Below are 21,436 nucleotides of genomic sequence, written 5' to 3' on the forward strand. Positions count from 1 at the left end.
GCTCATTCCTCCCACACGACCGTTTCAGAATCAAAAACCGGGCCGTCCTTGCAGACATGGCCGTAAAATTCCGTTCCGTCTTTCTTCAGCCTGCACGCGCAGCCAAGGCACGCGCCGATTCCGCAGGCCATGCGCTCCTCCAGGGAAATCTGGCACGGCACCCCGCGCGCGGCGGCAATCTTACACACCGCTTTCAGCATGGGAACGGGGCCGCAGGCAAAAACGGCGGTAAAATCCAATCCTTTGAGCAGGTCGGTCACAAGCCCGTGGTATCCGAAGGAGCCGTCGTCGGTCGCGATCAGCACCCGGTTTCCGTTTTTCTCGAAATCCTCTTTCAGGATGATGCTTTCCTCATTGCGGAAGCCCGTGAGAACCGCCGCATTTTCACCAAAGGCCTTCGCCGCTTCCAGAAGCGGCGGCACGCCGATGCCTCCTCCGACAAATACTGCCTTTTGTCGGGTATTTCCGAGGGAATATCCGTTTCCCAGCGGCGCAAGGATGTCCAGCGTATCGCCGGGGCATGTGTCCGCAAGCCAGGCGGTGCCTTCCCCGCGAATCTGGAAAACAAAGCGCAGGGTTCCTGCCGCGCGGTCGATCTCACAGATGGAAATGGGGCGGCGCAGGGTTTTCCCCGGCACATAAAGCTGGGCAAACTGTCCTGCCGACGCGGCCTCGGCCAGCTTGCCCGCCTCCACGGTCAGGTCGAAAACATCGGCGGCCAGCTGCCTTTTTTCTGTGATTTTGCAGAGCATTACATCGTATTTCATGCTTAACGGCTCTCCTTCCGCGGGAGGGAAATCGTGCCGATCTCCTTTACGATTTCGTCGCGCATCCGCTTTGCCTCCTGCGCGGCCGCCCGGGCGTAGTCCGTTTCCGGCGCGCCGCTCTTTTTCCACGCGGTCATAATGGAACGGGAAGCGTTGACCACCGCGCCCAGGCCGTTTTTGTCAAACGCCGGGGCAACGTCCTTTGCGCCGCCGCCCTGCGCGCCGTAACCGGGCACCAGGAAGAAGGTCCGGGTCAAATCGCGGCGCAGCTCCGCCAGCTGTGCGGGATAGGTCGCGCCCACCACCGCGCCGACGCCGGAATATCCGTACTTACCCGGCAAGCCTTCGCCCCACTGCTCGCAAAGATGCCCGACAGTGCCGTAAAGCGTTTCCCCGCCTTCAAAGATCTGGTTCTGCAGCTCGCCGGAGGAAGGGTTGGAGGTCTTTACCAGCACGAAAATCCCCTTGTCCTGCGCCCCGCAAATGTCCAGCAGAGGGGTAATGCCGTCGGAGCCGAGATAGGGGTTAACAGTCAGCGCGTCGCCGCCGAACGGAACGTGGGTCCGCTCCCCGACCGTGACCGTGCCGAGGTGCGCCGCGGCGTACGCCTGCATGGTGGAGCCGATGTCGTTGCGCTTGCCGTCGGTAATGACAAACAACCCCTTATCCTTTGCGTAGGCAATCGTATCGTACAGGGCCTTTACACCGTGCCATCCGTACATTTCATAATAGGCGCACTGGGGCTTTACGGCGGGCACGACGCCGCGCAGAGCGTCAATCAGCCCTTTGTTGAACTCCAGAATCGCGTTGGCCGCCCCTTCCAGCGTTTCGCCGTACCGGGTAAAGGCTTCCTCCTTTATAAAGTTCGGAACATAGTCAAGCAGGGGGTCCAGTCCCGCTACCGTGGGGTTTTGCAGCTTTACGATGCCTTCTATCAATCTGTCCAGTGCCATGGTGGTTCCTCCGTTTATTCTTTTATTGAATGGCGGCTTGCCCTCGGTTGGGCAGGCCGTCATAAGCGTTGCAATCCTGTATCTTCAAAGACGATTTTACCCCGGCAAATCGTTTTTTTCACTTTCCCGGTCAGCTCCCTGCCCTTAAAGACGGCGTTCCTGCTTTTGCCGCGCAGCCGGTCGGGGTCGACCGTCCAGCGCTCGCCGGGGTCGAACAGCACAAGGTCGGCGGGCGCTCCCACCGCCAGCGAGCCCGCCGGAATTCCCAGCAGGGCAGCGGGCGCGGCGCTCATCAGGCGAAGAAGCTCCGTCAGCGTGAGAAGCCCGCCGTTTACCAGATAAGTGATTCCCGCGGCAAGGCTTGTTTCCATCCCGATGCTCCCGTTCGGCGCGGAAAGAAAATCAGATTTCTCTGCCGGGGTATGCGGCGCGTGGTCGGTCGCGATCGCGTCGATCGTGCCGTCGCGCAGCCCTTCGATCACCGCCAGCCGGTCCTCTTCCGTACGGAGCGGGGGACTCATGCGGTAATCCGCGTCGCGGCTCAGCAGTTCGTTTTCCGTCAGCGCGAAATAGTGGGGCGCGGTCTCCGCCGTCACCCTGACACCGCGCCGCTTCGCGTCGCGGACAAGCGCGACGGAGGTTTTCGTGCTGACGTGACAGATATGCACCGGAACGCCGTAAGCCGCCGCAAGCGCGATTTCCCGCGCGGTACCGCAGTCCTCCGCGGCGGCGGGAACACCTTTTACCCCCAGCCTTTCCGAAACGGCTCCTTCGTTGAGCTTCCCTCCCTGCGACAGGAACAAGTCCTCGCAGTGGGACACCACCCTCATTTCCAGTTCGGCGGCAAGGCGCAGAGCCCGCGCCATCAGCAGAGTGTTGACCACGGGCCGTCCGTCGTCGCTCAGCGCGACGGCCCCGGCGCTTTTGAGTGCCGCCAAGTCGTTCAGCTCTTCGCTTTTCAGGCCTTTCGTAATCGCCGCCGCGACATACACCCTCGCGTCGGCACTTTGTGCTTTTTCCCGGATATACCGCACCGTTTCGGGGGTATCGACTGTTGGTTCGGTGTTGGGCATGCACAGAAGGCTGGTGACCCCTCCCGCGGCGGCGGCGTGGCAGCCGGTCAGAATATCTTCCTTTTCGGTAAACCCCGGGTCGCGCAGATGGACGTGCATGTCCACCAGACCGGGCGCGGCGACCAGTCCCCGCGCGTCTATCACTTCGGCGTCCGCGCAGGGGATTTCCCCGCCGACGGCGGCAAAAACGCCGTCCGTAATCAGGATGTCCCCTGTTTCGTCCGTCGCGTTCGACGGGTCAAGAAGCCTTGCGCCGCGAATGAGCAGTCTGTTCATTCCTTCCCTCCGTTCTTTAGTATTAACTTTTTGACAATTATGTCGTATTTTATACAAATAGTAAATTATCTTTCCGTATTTCGGGCTTTTCTGACGCCGGACGGAGCCATTCAGCCGGGACAGACAAGTTCCTTAACTTTTCAAGGAGAGTTTAAGGGAAAACAAAAAACTTTGTCAGTGCCAGCAGCTCCCGCGCGTAACAGGAGGAAAAAATGTACCACGGCGTCGGCGCGCTGACGGGATAGGACGTAATTTTCAGTCCGGCGGCGATTTTGCCCGCGCGGTACTGGTGGTAGTCGTCCGTGACGATCGCCATTACGGGATTCAACCCGTTTTTCTCAATCAGCGCCTGTGAATTGCTCAGGTTTTCCTGCGTGGAAACGGACGTATCCTCCGCCAGAATCCGGGAAGCGTTGATCCCGTTTTTCACAAGGTGCTCCCGGATCACGGAAGCTTCCGTCACCAGTTCCCCCTTTCCCTGCCCGCCGCTGGCGATGCATTTCGCGTTTGAATGGTCTTTCAGATACGCGGCCGCCGTTTCTATTCTCACCCGCAAATCCGCGCTCGGCGCGGTGCCGCTTACCTTGCTGCCAAGCACGACCACCGTCGCATCCGCCGGCGGGGCGGCCTGTCCCGCTCCCGCACCGTAAATCATCAGCCCGGTCAGCACCGCGGCCCACAGCACCCCGGCACAAAACAGGACCAGCACGGCACGGCAAAAGACGCGGAGCCCTTTGGAGCTTTTACATTTCCGGCCGATCGCGCCGGAAAACACGGCGGTCAGGAAAAGGAGGACGGATACGGCGATTCCAAACGCATTGCCGATATTCAGCACACCCCAATGAATCGGAATCAGAAACCAGACAAGCCCTCCAAGGGAAACCGCCATCGCTAAAATTTTTACAATCCGTTTTTTCAGAATTTCCGCCTCCTTTCGTCCGTTTAATGCCAGAAACGAATTTCGCAACAGTAGCGCATATACCTTCCTCAGGAAGGCGACACGCCGGATGGAGTATCCCCGTCAGATTTCCAGGGAACTCCCTCAGTCAGGCTTCGCCTGCCAGCTCCCTCAAGGAGGGAGCCGAAAAGAAGTTGCGCAATTTTATTGACAGCCAGAGCCACTTTGTGGTTATTATACCATAATTCCCATAAAAATGCCTCCGAACTTTTTGTCCGGAGGCATTGGTGATTTAGTACTTTTTACGGGGCACGTAGCTTGTGTGCAGAATTTCATGGGCCTTATGGCTGCCCGGCTTCTCAAAGAATTCTTCATAGACCATTTTGATGAGCGGGCTGTCATGGCTCTTGCGCAGGGGCAGGTTTCTGTCTTCCTCGTAAAGCGCCTTTGCCCTCTCCGCCTTCAGGTCGGTAAAGCTGCGGACGGCCGCGGGCTGGATCGGCTGGCCGCCGCCGTTGATGCAGCCGCCGGGGCAGCACATGATCTCAATGAAGTGATAGCCGCCTTCGCCGTTTCTGACCTTTTCAAGGACTTTGTTGGCATTGTTCAGGCCGCTGACCGCGGCGACCTTTACATCCATGCCGCCGACATGATAAACAGCCTCTTTCATGCCCTCCATTCCGCGCACCTCGGTATAGTCCACGGAATCAAGGCTTCTGCCCTCCAGCGTGTCGGCCGCCGTTCTGAGCGCGGCTTCCATCACGCCGCCGGTCGCGCCGAAAATCGCCGCAGCTCCGGTGGAAACGCCCAGCGCGGGGTCGAAATCCTCGTCCGGCAGACGGTTGAAGTTGATATGGGCCATATTGATCAGACGCGCGAGCTCGCGGGTCGAAATCGCGATGTCGGTGTCGGGGATGCCTTCACCGGCTCCGTCCTGATCTTCGCGTTGGACTTCGAATTTCTTCGCGACGCAGGGCATTACGCTGACGACCACGATCTTTTCCGGGTCAATGTTGTTCTTCTGCGCGTAATACGTCTTGATGACCGCACCGGTCATCTGCTGCGGGGATTTGCAGGAGGAAACGTTGGGAAGCAGCTCCGGATAATAGTATTCGCAGAATTTGATCCAGCCCGGGGAGCAGGAGGTGATCAGCGGCAGCGGGCCGCCGTTCTGTACACGCTCAAGCAGCTCGTTGGCCTCTTCCATGATGGTGAGGTCTGCGCCGAAGTCCGTGTCAAACACCTTGTCAAAGCCCAGGCGGCGCAGAGCGGCAACCATTTTGCCCTTGACGTTGGTGCCGACCGGAAGGCCGAAGCACTCGCCGAGCGTTGCGCGGATGGCGGGCGCGGTCTGTACGACCACATACTTTTCCGGATCGTTCAGCACGGCCATTACCTCGTCGCACTGGTCGCGTTCGGTCAAAGCGCCGGTCGGGCAGCTCACGATGCACTGGCCGCAGGAAACACAGGGAACGTCGTTGAGCGGTTTTTCAAAGGAACAGGCGATATGCGTATCAAAGCCGCGGCAGTTCGGGCCGATGACGGCGACGTGCTGGTCCGCGCAGGCCGCCACACAGCGGCGGCAGAGGATGCATTTCGAGTTGTCGCGGATCAGATGCAGGGTCGACTCGTCCCTGGTCGCGTCGGGCCTGACCCCGTCGAAACGGTCGGTCTGCTCCACGCCCAGCTCATTGCACAGGGTCTGGAATTCACAGGTACCGCTGCGCCTGCAGGCCAGACAGTCCCTGTTATGGACCGAAAGCAGCATTTCCAGCGTCATTTTTCTGGACTGCTGGACCTTGGCCGTATTGGTCTGAACCTCCATCCCCCCATTCACCGGATAAACGCAGGAAGCAACCAAAGAGCGCGCGCCCTTTACCTCTACTACGCACATACGGCAGGCACCGATCTCATTGATCCCTTTCAGGTAGCATAAGGTCGGAATATCAATCCCGGCGAGCCTTGCCGCCTCCAAAACCGTGGAATCAGCCGGCACTGAGAGGGGCATGCCGTTTATTTTTATATTGACCGTATTTTCCATGATGGCACACTCCTTTATTTCTTGATGATGGCGCTGAACTTGCATTTTTCCATACAAGCGCCGCACTTGATGCATTTCCTGGTATCGATGACATGAGGAACCTTTACGCTGCCGGTAATCGCACCGACGGGGCAGTTGCGCGCGCACAGCGTGCAGCCGCGGCATTTGTCCTCAAGGATGAAATAGTTGGTCAGCGCCTTGCAGACGCCGGCCGGGCAGCGGTGCTCCGTTACATGGGCGACGTACTCGTCGCGGAAGTAATGGAGGGTGGAAAGCACCGGATTCGGCGCGGTCTGGCCCAGCGCGCACAGGGAGTTTTCCTTCAGGTAGTAGCACAGCTCTTCCAGCCGGTCAAGGTCCTCCATGGTACCGTTGCCGCTGGTGATCTTCTCCAGCACCTCAAGCAGGCGCCTGGTGCCGATCCGGCACGGCGTGCACTTGCCGCAGGATTCGTCCACGGTGAATTCCAGGAAGAACTTCGCGATATCGACCATACAGTTCGTGTCGTCCATGACGATCAGCCCGCCGGAGCCCATCATGGCGCCGATGGACAGCAGGTTGTCGTAATCGATCGGAATGTCCAGATAAGAGGCCGGGATGCAGCCGCCGGAGGGGCCTCCGGTCTGAGCGGCTTTGAAGGTGTGTCCGTCCGGAACACCGCCGCCGATCTCCTCTACGATCTCGCGCAGGGTGGTGCCCATCGGCACTTCCACAAGGCCGGTGTGCTTGATTTTTCCGCCCAGAGCGAACACCTTGGTGCCCTTTGATTTTTCGGTGCCCATGGAGGCGAACCAGTCCGCGCCCTTCAGAATGATCTGAGTGATGTTGGCGTAGGTTTCCACGTTATTCAGAATGGTCGGCTTCTGGAACAGTCCCTTGACCGCCGGGAACGGAGGACGCGGACGCGGCTCGCCGCGCTTGCCCTCGATGGAGGTCATCAGGGCGGTTTCCTCGCCGCACACAAACGCGCCGGCGCCGAGGCGGAGCCCGATGTCGAAGTCAAAGCCGGTATTGAAAATGTTCTTGCCCAGAAGGCCGTATTCCCTCGCCTGATCGATGGCGATCTGCAGGCGCTTGACCGCGATGGGGTACTCGGCGCGGACATAAATATAGCCCTGGGACGAGCCGATTGCGTAACCGGCGATCGCCATGGCTTCCAGTACGCTGTGCGGGTCGCCTTCCAGCACGGAGCGGTCCATAAACGCGCCCGGGTCACCCTCGTCGGCGTTGCAGCAGACATATTTCTGATCCGCCTGATTTTTCGCGGCAAAGCTCCATTTCAGCCCGGTCGGGAAGCCCGCGCCGCCGCGGCCGCGCAGACCGGAAGCCTTCACCACGTCGATAACCTCTTCCGGGGTCATTTCCGTAAGAACCTTGCCCAGTGCGGTGTAGCCGTCCACCGCTATGTACTCGTCGATGCACTCGGGATTGATGACGCCGCAGTTCCGAAGCGCGACGCGGTTCTGTTTTTCATAGAACGGCGTATGGTTCAGAGACTTGATGGTATTGTCGTCTACGATGGTTTCCTGATAAAGCAGGCGCCTGACGATTCTTCCCTTTAAAAGATGTTCCTCCACAATTTCCGGGACATCCTCCGGAGTCACCCTGCTGTAAAAAGAACCTTCGGGATATACAATCATAATCGGGCCGAGGGCGCAGAGGCCGAAACAGCCGGTGCGGATCACATTGACCTCTTTGTCCAGTCCCCGGACCGCAATTTCTTCTTTGAGCTTTGAAATAATCAGCTCGCTGTTTGAGGAGGTACAACCGGTACCGCCGCAAACCAGTACATTGGAACGATACATGAATGCTGCCTCCTTTTTACGAATTGGCGCCTATGGTATACTCCGTTACCACATTGCCGTTTACCAGGTGGTCGTTCACCACGCGTACCGCCTTTTCAGGCGTCATTTTTACATAAGTCACCTTTTCCTGCCCGGGCGTCACAATTTCCACGACCGGCTCAAACTGGCAGATTCCGATACAGCCCGTCTGGGTGACCGTGACGTTGGCAAGGCCGCGCTTAGAGACTTCTTCCACCATAGCGTTCAAAACCGGGCGCGCCCCGGCGGCGATTCCGCAGGTGGCCATTCCCACCAGAACGCGGATTGCGTTGTCGTTGTTTTCGCGGAGAATAACCTGGCCACGGGCTCTATCCCTGATCGCCTGAAGTTCCGCTAAAGACTTCATCTGTTGATTCCTCCTTAATGAATTGGGTTTCTTCGCTGAGGCAGTTTTTGATCCACTGTATCACTTCCGGTGAATTCAGCCTGACCTCATTTCCTAACACCGCGCGCAGTTCGCGCGTATCAAGGGTAAATTCGTTGGAATCCATTCTGTGATGAAAGACAAAATCCCTGTCTTCGTTGCAGGTGATTAACAGCAGTACCGTGGAATTGATGTCCCCGAGCGGAATCATATCCACATGAGACGGTACAAAAACTGCGGTGATTATGGTTCCTACACCCTTTTGGGAAGCGACGCCGAAGCTTCCGCCCGTCATCTCGGCTTCCATCTTAAAGAGCGGCACTCCCATCCCGATTTTGCGGGTAGTGCGGGTGGTGAAAAACGGGTCCGTCACACGAGCCGCCTGTTCGGCGGTCATACCGGCACCGTCATCCGAAATCCGGATGGTCAATCTGTCGGCCCTCGGTTCTTCACACACGTCGATCTCAATCAGCTTCGCACCTGCGGAAATTGAATTCTGTGCAATATCCATCACGTTTAAAGACAGTTCGCGCATCTTATTCGTATTTTGCCAATACCTGTTCCACTTCCTCCGGGGTCATGCGTCCGTAAACATCCCCGTTTACCGTCAGTACCGGAGCCAGGCCGCAGGCACCCACGCAGCGGCAGGCAGTCAGCGAAAATTTACCGTCCGGAGTGCACTCCTCCGGCTGGATACCCAAAATGGAAGTCAATTTGTCCAGCACCGACGCCGCCCCCTTGACATAGCAGGCCGTTCCCAGGCAGATTGAAACGTTGTATTTCCCTTTAGGGGTAAGCGAAAACTGGGAATAAAAGGTGGAAACGCCATATACTTCCTCCAGCGGTACGCCCAGTCCCTCGGCAACGATGCTCTGCACCTCTACTGGAAGGTAGCCGTAAACCTCCTGTGCTTCCTGCAAAACAGGCAGTATGGCGCCTCTTTGCTGCTTGTGCCTTTCGATGATTTCGTCGAGCTTTTCCCGCTGCTCGGCGGTTCCCTGAAAAGGCAAACTGCTGATACGTTTTTGCATTCTTGTTCCTCCTTGCGGTTAATCAATGCAGAAAAAATGTCGTGGCGGCAACAAAAGTTTCCTGCAATCCATTGTTTTTTAGTATAGCATACGCCCATGATAAAATCTATGACTTTTGTTAAATAAGTCACAAAAATTTATTGGTAACTATGATGATTTTAAGTAATTAAGTTAAAAAACGGCCGGGCACTTTTTGGTGCTTCCGGCTGTTATCCTCTGTTCCATTCTGTTTGTATTTCTCTGTTCAGCGCCGCGATGAGACATTCCGGCGACTTTTCGGGGAGCAGCACCGACGCGGACGGGTCGGGCATATTTTCCAGATAATGGGCATCCGAATTCTTCAAAAGGATCAAATCTCTCAGCTCGGGATTTCTGTGAAGAAGGGTCTGCACGCCGCCTTTAGCGCTGATTTCCGCAGCGGTAAAATCCGCTTCCGGAGGAAGGGAACCGAGGCTTGAAAGGACGCTGTACGCACTCTTGTCAACATGGGCGGGAAAGGCCGTCCCTCCGAAGCCGCACGCCAGCCTGTGCACATGGTTCACGCTGATGGAAGCCGCGTTGAGCAGAAGGGTTTCTTCCTCTCCGATGACCGTATCCTGTTCGTCCATCACGGTCTGGCAGCCGAAAATTTCCGGCCTGTTCCGGATTCTGGGGATTCTCTGCGCCACATACCGGCCAAAATCGAGCGCTGCTTCCACCGTCGGAAACAGGCAGATCACATGCGCCTCCTCCTGTGTGCAGAGCTCCATCCCCGGCACCACGGTCAGCCCGCGAGCCGCTCCGGCCCTGACCGCCGCGGGCACATTGCGGCAGGAATTGTGGTCCGTCAGCGCGATAATGTCGTACCCCAGCAGAAGCGCCATGTTTACAAGGTTGTTCGGCGTCATGTCTGCGCTGCCGCAGGGCGACAGGCACGAATGGAGATGCAGATCATAAAATATCCGTATCATCTGAGAAGCTCCGCGACTTTCAGGCCGAGCTCATAGCTGTTCTGTTCGGACAAAAGCACCGGGAAATCGAGCTGTCGCGCTTTTTCCAGCGCCTCCGCGTCAAACGGCGCGGAATCGGTCAGGACGATACAGGCGGCGTCCTTCAGGGAAGCCACCGCCACCGCGTTGATGTTGCCCATGACCGTGAGCCACGCGGCGTTTTCGGGCAGCCGGGACATGACCCAGCTGAGCAGGTCGCCGGTATACCCCCCCGTTACCTCCCGATCCAGGCTTTCCCGCCCCGCTAAAATTTTCAGTGAAAGCTTTTCCGCAAGCTCTTGTACCGTCATGATTTTTTATCCTCCTCGTCGCTCAGCAGCGGGAATGTTCCCATGGACGACAGGGCGTCGGCGACGTTTTTGATTTCTTTCCTCATAATGAAAATGCACTGGTTCTTCTTCGCAAAGCCGCGGACAATGTCCTCCGCCAGCGCGCGGCAGGTCGGGGCCCCGCAGGAGCCGCAGTCCAGACCGGGCAGTTCCTCACAGATTTCATCAATTTCCGCCATCATCCTGAGCGCCTCGTTCATATCGTCGGAAAGCTTCAGTACGGGGGTAAACAGCAGGTTTTTCCTCCACTTCATACCGCCCGGAACCCGCCCGTCGATATGGTTCTGCGAAACGGGCAGATACCGGCGCAGGCGCTGGAGCCTTGCCTTCGCGACGTAGGCGTTTTCCACGCACAGTACACCGCCGACGCAGCCGCCCGAACAGGCGTTCAGCTCGATAAAGTTCAGCTCGCGAATTTTTTCGTCCTCCAACTCCTCCAGTACGCGGATGACGTTTTCGATTCCGTCCGCGGCCAGATATTTGTCGTTGAGCAGCGCGGAGGACTCTCCCCCGCTGGAAGCCCAGCCGACGCCGATAATCCCCGAGCGGGCGAGGGGCTCCACGGTTTTCAGGTTCTCCATCGCGGCGGCAAGCTTCGCGAAGATTTCACTGATGGCGATCGCGCCGTCCACCTCGGACTTTTTACAGCTGATCGGCATCCGGATGGCCGTGACCTTGGCAGGGCAGGGCGTGATGAAAAAAGCGCCGATCTCGCTGCGGGGCAGCCCGGTCTTTTTCATCGCCTCGCGTTTTGCGATGCGCGCGGCCGTCTCCATGGGCGAGTTGAGCTGGAGCACGTGGGAGCAGAGATCGGGAAACCGCACGCGGATGAGCCTGACCACGGCGGGACAGGCGGAGCTGATGACCGGTTTTTCCAGCTTCCCTTCCTGCATCAGCTTTCTGGTGACCTCGGAAACCAGCTCGGCGCTGCGCGAAACCTCAAACACCTCGTCGAACCCGATGTCCTTCAACCCGGTCAGAACGATATCAAGGTCGTCCAGATTATTGAACTGGCCGTAAAGGGTCGGCGCGGGCAGGGCAATTTTATATTTGAAATTCTGAATCATGTCGAGGCTGTCCGATTTTGCTTTTTTCGCGTGGTGCGGGCAGACCCGGATGCACTCGCCGCAGTCGATGCAGCGTTCCGAAATGATCCTGGCTTTGCCGCCGCGCACGCGGATGGCCTCCGTCGGGCAGCGTTTGATGCAGTTGGTACATCCCATGCATTTATCCCTATCCAGCGTAACCGAATGGAAAAACTGGTTCATGATTCCCACCTCACTGTTTCTTCTTCGCAAGCACCGTCATGTGCAGGGTGGTTCCCTTGCCCACCTTTGTATCAATTTCCATGGTATCGCTGCATTTTTTCATATTGCTCATGCCCATTCCGGCTCCGAAGCCCAGCGCGCGCACCTTGTCGGGCGCGGTGGAGTAACCCTCGCGCATGGCAAGGTCAATGTCCCTGATGCCGGGGCCGTGATCGGCAAGAATCATCTCTATTTTCTCCGGGCTGATTTCCACATGCGCCTTCCCGCCCCCCGCGTGGATCACCATGTTGATTTCCCCTTCATACATGGCAATGGCGACGCGGCGGATGGCGTCTGGGTCGTACCCGATCTGTTTCAGCTTATGCTTCACGTCGCTCGACGCTTCACCCGCGCGGGTGAAATCATCCCCCGGCACAATGTAATCGAAAGAAAGGGTGTTGTTCAACTTTTACAGCCCCCACTCAAACCGTTTGCATACAGCAGGCCGCAGGCAGTAAACATTCTGTGCTGTGTTTTGAGCAGGGTGATGTCCTTTTGCCGGGCGAGCTCGACGACGTCCGGCGTCGGCTGTTTTCCGCGGACAAAAACGACACAGCGCATATCCATCATCTCGGCGGTGCGGATGGCCTGGGGATTGTTTAGCCCGGTCAAAAGCACCGACTGGTCCTTGACGAACGCCAGCACGTCGCTCATCATATCGCTTCCGCAGGCTGTTTTTACTTCCGCGTTCAGATCTCCCGCCGTAATGATTTCCGCGTCCAGAATGGAAACCACATCGTTTACCGTCATTCAAATCACTCCTGAAAATTTATATTATGTACAATAATTTCCGTCTCTCCATCTGATTTATAGGTATATTATAGCATAAATCATCCGTTTGGCAACAAAAGAATCCGCCGCCCGCAAACCCAGTCACAGTGCGGGTTTATTTAATTTCCGCACATCATTGACTTCAACTAACTAAAGCGATATAATTATTAATTATATCTCAATATCCCTTTTCAAATGGCAGGACGCCATAAAATTTTAAATGGAGGTTGCGCTTAAAATGAAACGTGTCTACAACTTTTCCGCAGGTCCCTCAATGCTGCCTGAACCTGTACTGCGCCGTGCGGCTGCAGAAATGCTGGATTATGAGGGCAGTGGGCAATCCGTAATGGAAATGTCCCATCGATCTAAAATCTACGAGGGAATTATCGGTTCTGCGGAAAGTTTGCTTCGTGAAGTCATGAACATTCCCGGCAATTACAAAGTTCTCTTTTTACAGGGCGGTGCTTCCTCCCAATTCGCAATGGTCCCGATGAACCTGATGACAAAAAGCAACAAGGCCGACTTTGTCCTGACCGGCCAGTGGGCGACAAAAGCGTATCAGGAGGCGGCCCGCTACGGCACGGCCAACGTGATCGCTTCTTCCAAGGATAAAACCTTCAGCTATATTCCCGAACTGAATCCGGAAACCTTTACAAAGGATGCCGATTATTTTCATATCTGCTTAAACAATACGATTTACGGAACCAAATTCCACCAGCTGCCGGAAACCGGAAACGTTCCCCTCATTGCGGACATTTCCTCCTGCATCCTAAGCGAGCCGATCGATGTGAGCAAATTCGCGCTGCTTTACGCCGGCGCGCAGAAAAACATGGCCCCGGCGGGCCTGACCGTGGTGATCATCCGCGAGGACCTGATCGGCCGCGCCATGGACATTACCCCGACCATGTTCAACTACAAAACCCACGCGGACAACGACTCCATGTTCAATACGCCGCCGTGCTACTGCATCTATATGTGCATGCTGGTGCTCGACTGGATCAAAAACACCGTCGGCGGGCTGGAAGAAATGAAGAAGATCAATGAGAAAAAAGCGGGAATGCTTTACGATTTTCTGGACAGCTCAAAGCTGTTCCGGGGGACTGTTGTCGCGAAGGACCGCTCCCTGATGAATATTCCGTTTATTACCGGCAGCGACGAGCTGGACGCAAAATTCGTCAAGGAAGCCGCCGCGCACGACTTTGTCAATATTAAGGGGCACCGCTCCGTCGGCGGAATGCGCGCCTCGATTTACAACGCAATGCCTGTTGAGGGCGTCGAGAAGCTGGTTCAGTTCATGGGCGAGTTTGAAAAGAACAGCCTGTGAAGCGCTTCAGGCTCTCAAAATACGAAATGTAGGTGAACAGATATGTATCAGATAAAATGCCTGAATAAGATTTCGGAGGTCGGCACCGGCCGCTTTGATGAAAATTACTGCTGCGGTGAAGCCGTGGAAAACCCGGACGCCATTTTGGTGCGCTCCGCTTCCATGCACGACATGGAGCTTCCGAAGGGCCTGCTTGCCATTGCGAGGGCGGGCGCGGGCGTCAATAATATCCCGCTGGACAAGTGCAGCGAGCGTGGCATTGTTGTGTTCAACACGCCCGGCGCAAACGCAAACGCGGTCAAAGAGCTTGTTCTGGCCGGACTGCTTCTCTCCTCCCGCAGGATCGTTCCCGCCATCGAGTGGGCCAAAACGCTTAAGGGCAAGGGAGACGAAGTAGGAAAGCTGGTCGAAAAAGGAAAGGGCGCGTTTGTCGGCCCTGAAATCGGCGGAAAAACACTCGGCGTCGTCGGCCTCGGCGCAATCGGCATTCTGGTCGCCAACGCAGCCAGAGGCCTCGGCATGGAGGTTTACGGCTACGACCCATACCTTTCCGTGGACGCGGCCTGGGGCCTTTCCCGCTCCATCCGGCACGCCCGCACTCTCGACGAAATTTACAGCTCCTGCGACTATATCACGGTGCATGTTCCGCTGACGCCGGACACAAAGAACATGATCAACGCGGAATCCATTGCGAAGATGAAGGACGGCGTACGGCTTCTGAACTTTGCACGCGGGGATTTGGTACTGTCTTCAGATGTCCTTTCCGCGCTGGAATCCGGTAAGGTTTCGGCCTACGTGACCGACTTCCCGAGCGACGACATGCTCGGCGCCGACGGCGTGATCGCCGTTCCCCATCTGGGCGCATCCACTCCGGAATCGGAGGACAACTGCGCGCGTATGGCCGCCGGAGAGCTGATGGAATATCTGCAGAACGGCAACATCAAAAATTCCGTGAATATGCCCGCGGTCTCCATGCCGCGCGACTGCTCCTCCTGCTCTATCCGCATCTGCATCCTGCACCGCAACATTCCGAACACCATCAGCCGCCTTTCCGGCGCGCTGGCGGAAAGCGGGATCAACATTGAAAACATGCAGAGCAAATCCAAGAAGGATTATGCTTATACCATCCTCGACGTAACCGGGGACGTGAAAGAGACGACCGCCGAGCACCTCGAGAATTTCCCCGAAATCATCCGGGTAAGAATTCTTCGGGAAGCCTGACCGAGGGAGTTTCACTCAAAAAGGGGCTGCTGCAAACTTGCGTTTTGCAGCAGCCCCTTTTCTATTTTGTTCTTACCGGTTATCCACCGCGATTTTGCCGCGGGCGACCACCATTTTAATATTCAACTCGGAATCCAGCACGACCAGGTCGGCGTACTTGCCCACTTTGATGCTTCCGATCTTATCTTCTTCATGGATTTCCCTCGCGGGGTTCAGGGTAGCCGCCTGAACGGCCTGCAGGAAGGGAATGCCGAAACCGACCAAATTTTTGACCTCCTGATGCAGGTTTGTAGTGGAACCCGCCAGCGTGCCGTCTTCCAGTCTGGCCGCGCCGTTTTTTACATAAACCGTCTGCCCACCGAGGTCGGACACCCCGTCCGGCTGACCCGCGGCGCGCATGGAATCGCTGATGACGACAACGCGGTCTTTCCCGAGAATTCCGAACGTGATGCGAAGCACCGCAGGGTCAATATGCAGACCGTCGCAGATGATCTCCGCGGTGACGCGGCCGTCGTCGAACACGGCGCCGACCACACCCGGCTCCCGGTGGGTCAGCCCCGGCATGGCGTTATAAAGGTGGGTAACGTGCGAAACGCCCAGCTCAAACGCGTGCCTCGCCGCCGCGTAGTCCGCGGTCGTATGGGCGATGGACACGGTGCAGAGCCTGGAAGCCCCGCGGATGAATTCCTCCGCTCCGGGACACTCGGGGGCAATATCCACCAGCTTGATAATCCCGCCGTATGTATCGTAAAGGTTTTTGAACTCTGTAAAGTCTGGGTTCTTTACATGCTCGCCCGCCTGCGCGCCCTTGCGGTGGATGGAAATATAGGGTCCTTCCATATTCACGCCGGCAATCGCCGCGCCCTTGGGCGGATGGACCATGCATTCCCGGACGCTTTCCAGCGCTTGGGCAATCCCCTCGTGGGAAACGGTCATCGTAGTCGGGCAGAAGGAAGTGACGCCCTCCTGCACCAGCTTCGCACACATTTTCGCAAGGCCGTCAGCGTCCGCGTCACAGGTGTCCGCACCAACGCAGCCGTGGATATGGATATCGACAAAGCCCGGCACAATCACACATCCGGAAAAATCATATTCCTCTTTTCCGGAAAGGCCCGGCCCGATGGAGGAAATTTTATCCCCCTCCAACGCAAGATCGGCATTGCACAAATGAAAACTGTCGTCCACAATTTTAGCATTTTTCAGAATCATCGTATTACACCTCTGCTGTATTTATTTTCCGGCCCTGTCGGCTAGAAAAAATATTTTATCCTTTATCTGTATTATAAACTGAAAAAATATTTTATTCAAGGTGTTTTGAAAGAACAAAAAGGCCGCCGCAAAGCGGCAGCCCTTTCCATGCTGAAAAAATCTTTATGAGATACTGACGACGCAAAGCTTTTGGCCCGTCTGGCCGGGAAGGGAAGCATAAATTCCCGACTGCTGGCCGGACTTGCCGATTGCGGTAATCTTGTAGAAGAAATCGTCGCCCGTGTGGCGCAGAAGCGTCACCTGGAACACGCCGCTTGTACCCGTGTTGAAGTTGATGGAAGAAGCGCCGGGGGCTGTAATTTTGAACTGATAGGACGCGTTCTTCGCAATGCTGAAATTGTAGTTGGTGTCGGATTTCAGGGCAGTCGTTGCCGCCGCGCCGACCGTTACGACACAGACCTTTCTTCCTACTCCGTCAGCTCCCGTCATATAGAAGCCCGAGGACTGGCCCGGCTGGCCGATCGCGGTGATCTTATAGAAAACATTGCTGCCTTCGGTTTTCACCTTCTCGGTCTTGAACACGCTGCCGGAACCCGGGTTAAAGCTGACCGCGTCGCTGATTTTGAAGGTATAGCTTGCACCCTGTTTTATCGTAAAGTCATTGTTGGTATCGGATTTCGGCTCCGGAGCCGCACCGACCGTGACAACGCAAACTTTTTTTGCCGTCTGGCCCGCGCCCGCCATGTAGAAACCGGCGGACTGGCCCGGCTGGCCGATCGGGGTAATCTTGTAGAGGGCATAATTGCTCCCGGTTCCTACCTTTTCGGTCTTGAACACGTTGTTGGAGCCCGCGTAGAAGCTGACCGCGTTGCTGATCTTGAAGGTGTAGCTTGCGCCCTGCTTCACGGTGAAGTCATAGTTGGTATCCGACGTCGGCTCCGTAGCCGACGCGATGGTGACGACGCAGACCTTCTTCGCCAGCTGGTCTTTTGCCGCCATATAGAAACCTGCGGACTGACCGGGGTTGCCGATTGCGGTGATTTTATAGTCGGTGTAGTTGCTTCCGGTTCCTACCTTCTCAGTCTTAAAGATGCCGTTGGAACCCGGATAAAAACTTTCCGCGTTGCTGATTCTGAAGGTATAGCTCTGTCCCGCCTTCAAGGAAAAATCAGAATTGGTATCCGATTTCGGCTCATGATCGCCCGGCTTGGCCGTAACGGTGCCGAACTGGTATGTATAGTCGCTGGCGTATTCGCTGTCAGGGAATGTAACGGACAGGTTGGTCTCTCCGCCGGTCGCGCTGACGGCTGTCACCTTGTAGTAATAATGGATGCCGTCCTTTTTCTCAAACTGTACGGAAACGATTCCGTCCGTATCCGCGGCGACCACCGGTACGCCGCCCCCCATGACGGACAGATCGTAGGTGTAGGACTGTCCCTGCTCCAGCGTGATGTTCTCTTCATCTTCCGTTGAAACAACCGGGAAATCGTCGTCCTCATTGACCGTCACGTAGAAGGAAGCCGTCTCTCCGCTGAAGCTAACGGTAATCAGGGTAGTCCCGGGCTCCAGTGCTTTTACCTTGTAGGTGGTCTGATTGCCGGTCTTTCCCAGAGGAGTGATCTCAACCGCACCTTCTCTGCTGGTTGTGATGCTGTGCTCAATATCGGGCAGATTGCAGGTAACCACAAAGGTGTATTCGTCGTTCACATTGCAGATGTATTGGCCGGAAGTATCGATATGCAGGATTTCGTTCTCAATCACGCTCACTTCGCAGAGCTTCTGAGGAACGAATCCAACCGCGCCCGTGTAAAGATTCGCGGTGGTCCCGGCATCGCCAACGGCGTCCACACGGTAATAGAAATCGCCGTTCTCCTCGTCGTAATCCATCAGTTCCGCATGCAGGACCTTCTCGTTGTCGCTTGTCAGATAAGGGAAGGAGAAGATATCGTTGTCCTCGTAATGCAGCTTGATGATGTTGCTGCTTCCCTTTGCAAGGGAATAATCTCCCTCCACATCCGTGGTAATCGTGTAGGGGAGCTCTCCGGTCCCTTCAACCTTCAGCGTTTTGCTGACCGTTGTGCCGTCGGAAGCCGTAAAGGTCAGCGTCGCTTCGCCGTTGCCCATAGCCCCAACGTCGAAATAATAGGTTCCGTTCTCCACATCCTCCAGGAAGACTTCTACCACGGACGGATCGCTGGATTCTCCGGTAAGCGTCAGCGCAGGATCGCTGACAGTCGCTTCCATCCCGTAATACATGGAATTGAGATTCAATGTATCCAATTCGTTGAAATCGTCTGAGAAGGTAATTTGTGTCTCTTCTTCCGCCGCAAAAGCCGCCGTATTTCCGAATACCGAAAACACAAGCGTAAGCGCCAGAATCATACTGAACACCTGCAAGGTTTTTTTCATGGTTCATTCCCTTTCATTCTGCAAATTTTTTTCCCAATGTTGGCATTTCTGACTTCCATATTGTATAGGAGTCCGGATACAGAATAAAATGAAAAGAAGAATAATTCTATATTGTAATTATTTCCAGTTTTTATGCCGGTTTTAACCGATAAAATCCCCATGTGCTTCCTGAAAAAACACCAGTATTTATTAGGTTTTTTGCCAGATTTAAGAAGACGTTCCCCCCTCCCCCTCGGGGCCGACGAGCTATCGTTTCCTCTTCTTTTTAGCTCCCTTTTTTTGGAGGGTGAGGATTTATCCCCCTCCTTGAGGGGGCTGGCAGGCATAGCCTGACTGGGGGAGTCCCCCCCTCAGCTTGCGGACTCCCTTCGACGCGCCGAGCGCGGACCATGCGGTCGGCACTCGCCTACGGCGGCGCTCTCAGACAGTTCCATGCTGAATTGGTCTCAGAGCACTCCGAAACACCTCCCTCTCAGAGGGAGGCTGAGGTTTGGCTTGACTGAAGGGAGTTATAGGCCGAATCAAAAAAGGCCGCCGCAAAAGCGGCAGCCTTGATCCGTAAACAATGAAATTAAACCAGCTCGATAATTCCCATCTCGGCGGCGTCACCGCGGCGAGGGCCAAGCTTGCTGATGCGCGTATAGCCGCCGTTGCGGTCGGCATACTTCGGAGCAATCTCATTGAACAGTTTATTCGCAACGTCTTCCTTTGTAACAAAGGCCAGAACGAGACGTTTGTTGTGCAGATTGTTTTCCTTCGCAATCGTTATCATCTTCTCGGTCATGGAGCGGACCTCCTTGGCGCGAGTCACTGTGGTTTCGATTTTGCCATTCTCTAAAAGAAAGGTAACCATCGCCCTTAACATGGCGGTTCTGTGGTCAGTGTCTCTTCCGAGCTTTCTGGTTCCGGGCATCGAAATATCACTCCTTTACCTTAGGTTGTTTGCGCAATTATTCGTCATCCTTGCGCAGATTAAAACCGAGAGAGGCCATCTTCCAGACAACCTCCTCAAGGGATTTGCGTCCGAGGTTGCGCACCTTCATCATATCCTCTTCGGATTTGTTGATAAGGTCTTCAACCGTATTGATACCGGCACGCTTCAGACAGTTGAAGGAACGGACCGAAAGGTCGAGCTCTTCAATCGTCATTTCGAGCACCTTTTCCTTGCCCTTGTCGTCCTTTTCGACCATGATCTCCGTGCTGCTGCCCTTGTCGGACAGGTCAACAAACAGATTCAGATGCTCGGTGAGGACTTTCGCGGCCAAAGAAACCGCTTCCTGCGCGCCGATGGTTCCGTTCGTCCAAACTTCGAGTGTGAGCTTGTCAAAATCAATGCTCTGACCCACACGGGTTGGCTCCACATTATAATTCACCTTATAAACAGGAGTATAGATGGAATCAACCGGAAGCTCCCCGATCACGTTGGCGTTCATGTTTTGCTTGTTGCGCTCGGCAGATACATATCCGCGCCCCTTATCCAGGGTCAATTCCATATACAGTTTTGCTCCGTCGCCCAGAGTCGCAATGTGCATCTCCGGGTTCAGGATTTCAACCTCGCTGTCGCACTTGATAGAGTCGGCCGTTACATTGCACGGACCCTCCGCAGCGATTTCCACTGTCTTCGGTCCATCGCAATGGAGCTTGGCGGTCAATCCCTTGATGTTAAGCACGATCTCAGTGACGTCCTCTTTCACTCCGGGTATGGTTGAAAACTCATGAAGAACGCCGTCTATTTTGATAGACGTGACTGCAACGCCCGGCAGCGAAGATAAAAGAACACGCCTCAGGCTGTTGCCCAGGGTTGTGCCAAAGCCACGCTCAAGCGGTTCCACAACAAATTTGCCATAGGTTCCGTCATTACTTAAAACTTCTGTCTCTATTTTTGGCTTCTCAATCTCGATCATTAGCGACCCTCCTTGACATATAGCGGATTAATTTATCAGCCATGATGTTTTTTATGCTGTCATAAAACGGCATTACTTGGAGTACAACTCAACGATGAGAGTCTCATCGACTGCAAGGTCAATATCCTCACGGGTTGGTAATGCAATGATCTTGCCTTCCAGAGTATCACGATTGATGTCAAGCCACTTCGGAATCGGATGAGCCGAGTTCGCCTCAATGACAGCCTTGATTTTTTCGCTCTGACGGCTCTTCTCTTTAATGGAGATCACTTCGCCCGGTTTTGTCAGGTAGGAAGGGATATCCACTCTTTTGCCGTCCACAGTAAAGTGCCCGTGAACCACCAGCTGACGGGCTTCCGCTCTGGAATTGCCCCAGCCCAAACGGTAAACCACGTTGTCGAGGCGGGATTCCAAAATTGCGAGCAGTTCGTCACCGGTCTTTCCTTCTTTGCGTGTCGCAAGGTCGTAGTAGCCCCTGAACTGGGACTCCAGTACACCATAGAAACGTTTTGTCATCTGTTTTGCACGCAGCTGAAGGCCATATTCAGAGGTCTTTTTGCGACCCTGACCATGCTGGCCCGGAGCGTACGCCCGGCGGGTTACCCCGCATTTATCCGTGTAGCATCTTGCGCCCTTCAGGAAAAGCTTCTGGCCTTCCCGGCGGCAAAGCTTGCACACAGCGTCTGTATATCTTGCCATATTATGGTTGCACCTCCTATATCGGTT

The 21,436-nt window shown here is 55.5% G+C and carries 21 protein-coding genes; 2 read left to right on the forward strand and 19 right to left on the reverse strand.

Annotated features, from left to right (window positions below):
• Positions 1–2: 2 nt before the first annotated feature.
• The 14 genes from ACRQU7_RS16815 to ACRQU7_RS16880 all read right to left on the reverse strand — a co-directional run bounded on the left by ACRQU7_RS16815 (position 3) and on the right by ACRQU7_RS16880 (position 12,622).
• A complete protein-coding gene (locus tag ACRQU7_RS16815) occupies positions 3–767 on the reverse strand; it encodes a dihydroorotate dehydrogenase electron transfer subunit (protein ID WP_444642047.1) in 765 nt (254 codons plus the stop codon).
• Positions 768–769: 2 nt separating this feature from the next.
• Positions 770–1,720: an orotidine-5'-phosphate decarboxylase gene (gene pyrF / locus ACRQU7_RS16820; RefSeq protein ID WP_444642049.1), complete on the reverse strand. Its 951-nt coding sequence runs from the start codon at positions 1,718–1,720 to the stop codon at positions 770–772.
• A gap of 59 nt (positions 1,721–1,779) precedes the next feature.
• Positions 1,780–3,069, reverse strand: coding sequence for a dihydroorotase (locus ACRQU7_RS16825; protein ID WP_444642051.1), 1,290 nt, complete (start codon positions 3,067–3,069; stop codon positions 1,780–1,782).
• Positions 3,070–3,220: 151 nt separating this feature from the next.
• Positions 3,221–4,036 (reverse strand): YdcF family protein, encoded by an 816-nt coding sequence (locus tag ACRQU7_RS16830; protein WP_444642053.1) that lies wholly within the window; start codon positions 4,034–4,036, stop codon positions 3,221–3,223.
• 223 nt (positions 4,037–4,259) lie between these two features.
• Positions 4,260–6,008, reverse strand: a complete 1,749-nt coding sequence (locus tag ACRQU7_RS16835; protein WP_444642055.1) for an NADH-dependent [FeFe] hydrogenase, group A6 — start codon at positions 6,006–6,008, stop codon at positions 4,260–4,262.
• 14 nt (positions 6,009–6,022) lie between these two features.
• Positions 6,023–7,813: an NADH-quinone oxidoreductase subunit NuoF gene (gene nuoF / locus ACRQU7_RS16840; protein ID WP_444642057.1), complete on the reverse strand. Its 1,791-nt coding sequence runs from the start codon at positions 7,811–7,813 to the stop codon at positions 6,023–6,025.
• Between the two features lie 16 nt (positions 7,814–7,829).
• Positions 7,830–8,198, reverse strand: a complete 369-nt coding sequence (locus ACRQU7_RS16845; RefSeq protein WP_444642059.1) for a (2Fe-2S) ferredoxin domain-containing protein — start codon at positions 8,196–8,198, stop codon at positions 7,830–7,832.
• Positions 8,161–8,751 (reverse strand): ATP-binding protein, encoded by a 591-nt coding sequence (locus ACRQU7_RS16850; RefSeq protein ID WP_444642061.1) that lies wholly within the window; start codon positions 8,749–8,751, stop codon positions 8,161–8,163. Before ACRQU7_RS16850 ends, ACRQU7_RS16845 begins: the two co-directional genes overlap by 38 nt.
• A gap of 1 nt (position 8,752) precedes the next feature.
• On the reverse strand, positions 8,753–9,247 hold the full coding sequence (locus ACRQU7_RS16855) for an NADH-quinone oxidoreductase subunit NuoE family protein (protein WP_444642063.1): 495 nt from the start codon (positions 9,245–9,247) through the stop codon (positions 8,753–8,755).
• Positions 9,248–9,456: 209 nt separating this feature from the next.
• Positions 9,457–10,197 (reverse strand): PHP domain-containing protein, encoded by a 741-nt coding sequence (locus tag ACRQU7_RS16860; RefSeq protein WP_444642065.1) that lies wholly within the window; start codon positions 10,195–10,197, stop codon positions 9,457–9,459.
• Positions 10,194–10,526 carry a DRTGG domain-containing protein gene (locus ACRQU7_RS16865; RefSeq protein ID WP_444642067.1) on the reverse strand — a complete coding sequence of 111 codons (333 nt, stop codon included), beginning with the start codon at positions 10,524–10,526 and terminating at the stop codon, positions 10,194–10,196. The genes ACRQU7_RS16860 and ACRQU7_RS16865 overlap by 4 nt, the downstream gene beginning before the upstream one ends.
• Complete coding sequence (locus tag ACRQU7_RS16870) at positions 10,523–11,833, reverse strand: [Fe-Fe] hydrogenase large subunit C-terminal domain-containing protein (protein WP_444642069.1); 1,311 nt, start codon at positions 11,831–11,833, stop codon at positions 10,523–10,525. The genes ACRQU7_RS16865 and ACRQU7_RS16870 overlap by 4 nt, the downstream gene beginning before the upstream one ends.
• Before the next feature lie 10 nt (positions 11,834–11,843).
• Positions 11,844–12,278 (reverse strand): ATP-binding protein, encoded by a 435-nt coding sequence (locus tag ACRQU7_RS16875; protein ID WP_444642071.1) that lies wholly within the window; start codon positions 12,276–12,278, stop codon positions 11,844–11,846.
• Complete coding sequence (locus ACRQU7_RS16880) at positions 12,275–12,622, reverse strand: DRTGG domain-containing protein (RefSeq protein ID WP_141826372.1); 348 nt, start codon at positions 12,620–12,622, stop codon at positions 12,275–12,277. The genes ACRQU7_RS16875 and ACRQU7_RS16880 overlap by 4 nt, the downstream gene beginning before the upstream one ends.
• Before the next feature lie 259 nt (positions 12,623–12,881).
• Between ACRQU7_RS16880 and serC the strand changes: the two genes are divergently transcribed.
• Together serC and ACRQU7_RS16890 are read left to right on the forward strand one after the other, a co-directional pair.
• The gene (gene serC, locus ACRQU7_RS16885; protein WP_444642074.1) at positions 12,882–13,967 is read left to right on the forward strand and encodes a 3-phosphoserine/phosphohydroxythreonine transaminase; all 1,086 of its coding nucleotides are present in this window, start codon (positions 12,882–12,884) and stop codon (positions 13,965–13,967) included.
• Between the two features lie 42 nt (positions 13,968–14,009).
• On the forward strand, positions 14,010–15,188 hold the full coding sequence (locus ACRQU7_RS16890) for a phosphoglycerate dehydrogenase (protein ID WP_444642086.1): 1,179 nt from the start codon (positions 14,010–14,012) through the stop codon (positions 15,186–15,188).
• Between the two features lie 72 nt (positions 15,189–15,260).
• Here the strand turns inward: ACRQU7_RS16890 and nagA are convergent, their stop codons facing one another.
• The 5 genes from nagA to rpsD form a co-directional block, all read right to left on the reverse strand.
• Positions 15,261–16,397 (reverse strand): N-acetylglucosamine-6-phosphate deacetylase, encoded by a 1,137-nt coding sequence (gene nagA / locus ACRQU7_RS16895; RefSeq protein WP_444642088.1) that lies wholly within the window; start codon positions 16,395–16,397, stop codon positions 15,261–15,263.
• 162 nt (positions 16,398–16,559) lie between these two features.
• Complete coding sequence (locus tag ACRQU7_RS16900; protein WP_444642090.1) at positions 16,560–18,806, reverse strand: hypothetical protein; 2,247 nt, start codon at positions 18,804–18,806, stop codon at positions 16,560–16,562.
• Positions 18,807–19,377: 571 nt separating this feature from the next.
• Positions 19,378–19,719: a 50S ribosomal protein L17 gene (gene rplQ, locus ACRQU7_RS16905; RefSeq protein ID WP_038325903.1), complete on the reverse strand. Its 342-nt coding sequence runs from the start codon at positions 19,717–19,719 to the stop codon at positions 19,378–19,380.
• 37 nt (positions 19,720–19,756) lie between these two features.
• The gene (locus ACRQU7_RS16910; protein ID WP_038325904.1) at positions 19,757–20,710 is read right to left on the reverse strand and encodes a DNA-directed RNA polymerase subunit alpha; all 954 of its coding nucleotides are present in this window, start codon (positions 20,708–20,710) and stop codon (positions 19,757–19,759) included.
• A gap of 72 nt (positions 20,711–20,782) precedes the next feature.
• On the reverse strand, positions 20,783–21,409 hold the full coding sequence (gene rpsD, locus ACRQU7_RS16915; protein ID WP_444642093.1) for a 30S ribosomal protein S4: 627 nt from the start codon (positions 21,407–21,409) through the stop codon (positions 20,783–20,785).
• Positions 21,410–21,436 lie beyond the last annotated feature (27 nt).

Origin of the sequence: Caproiciproducens puteiluti (assembly GCF_052442865.1) — a bacterium.
Lineage (GTDB): Bacteria > Bacillota > Clostridia > Oscillospirales > Acutalibacteraceae > Caproiciproducens.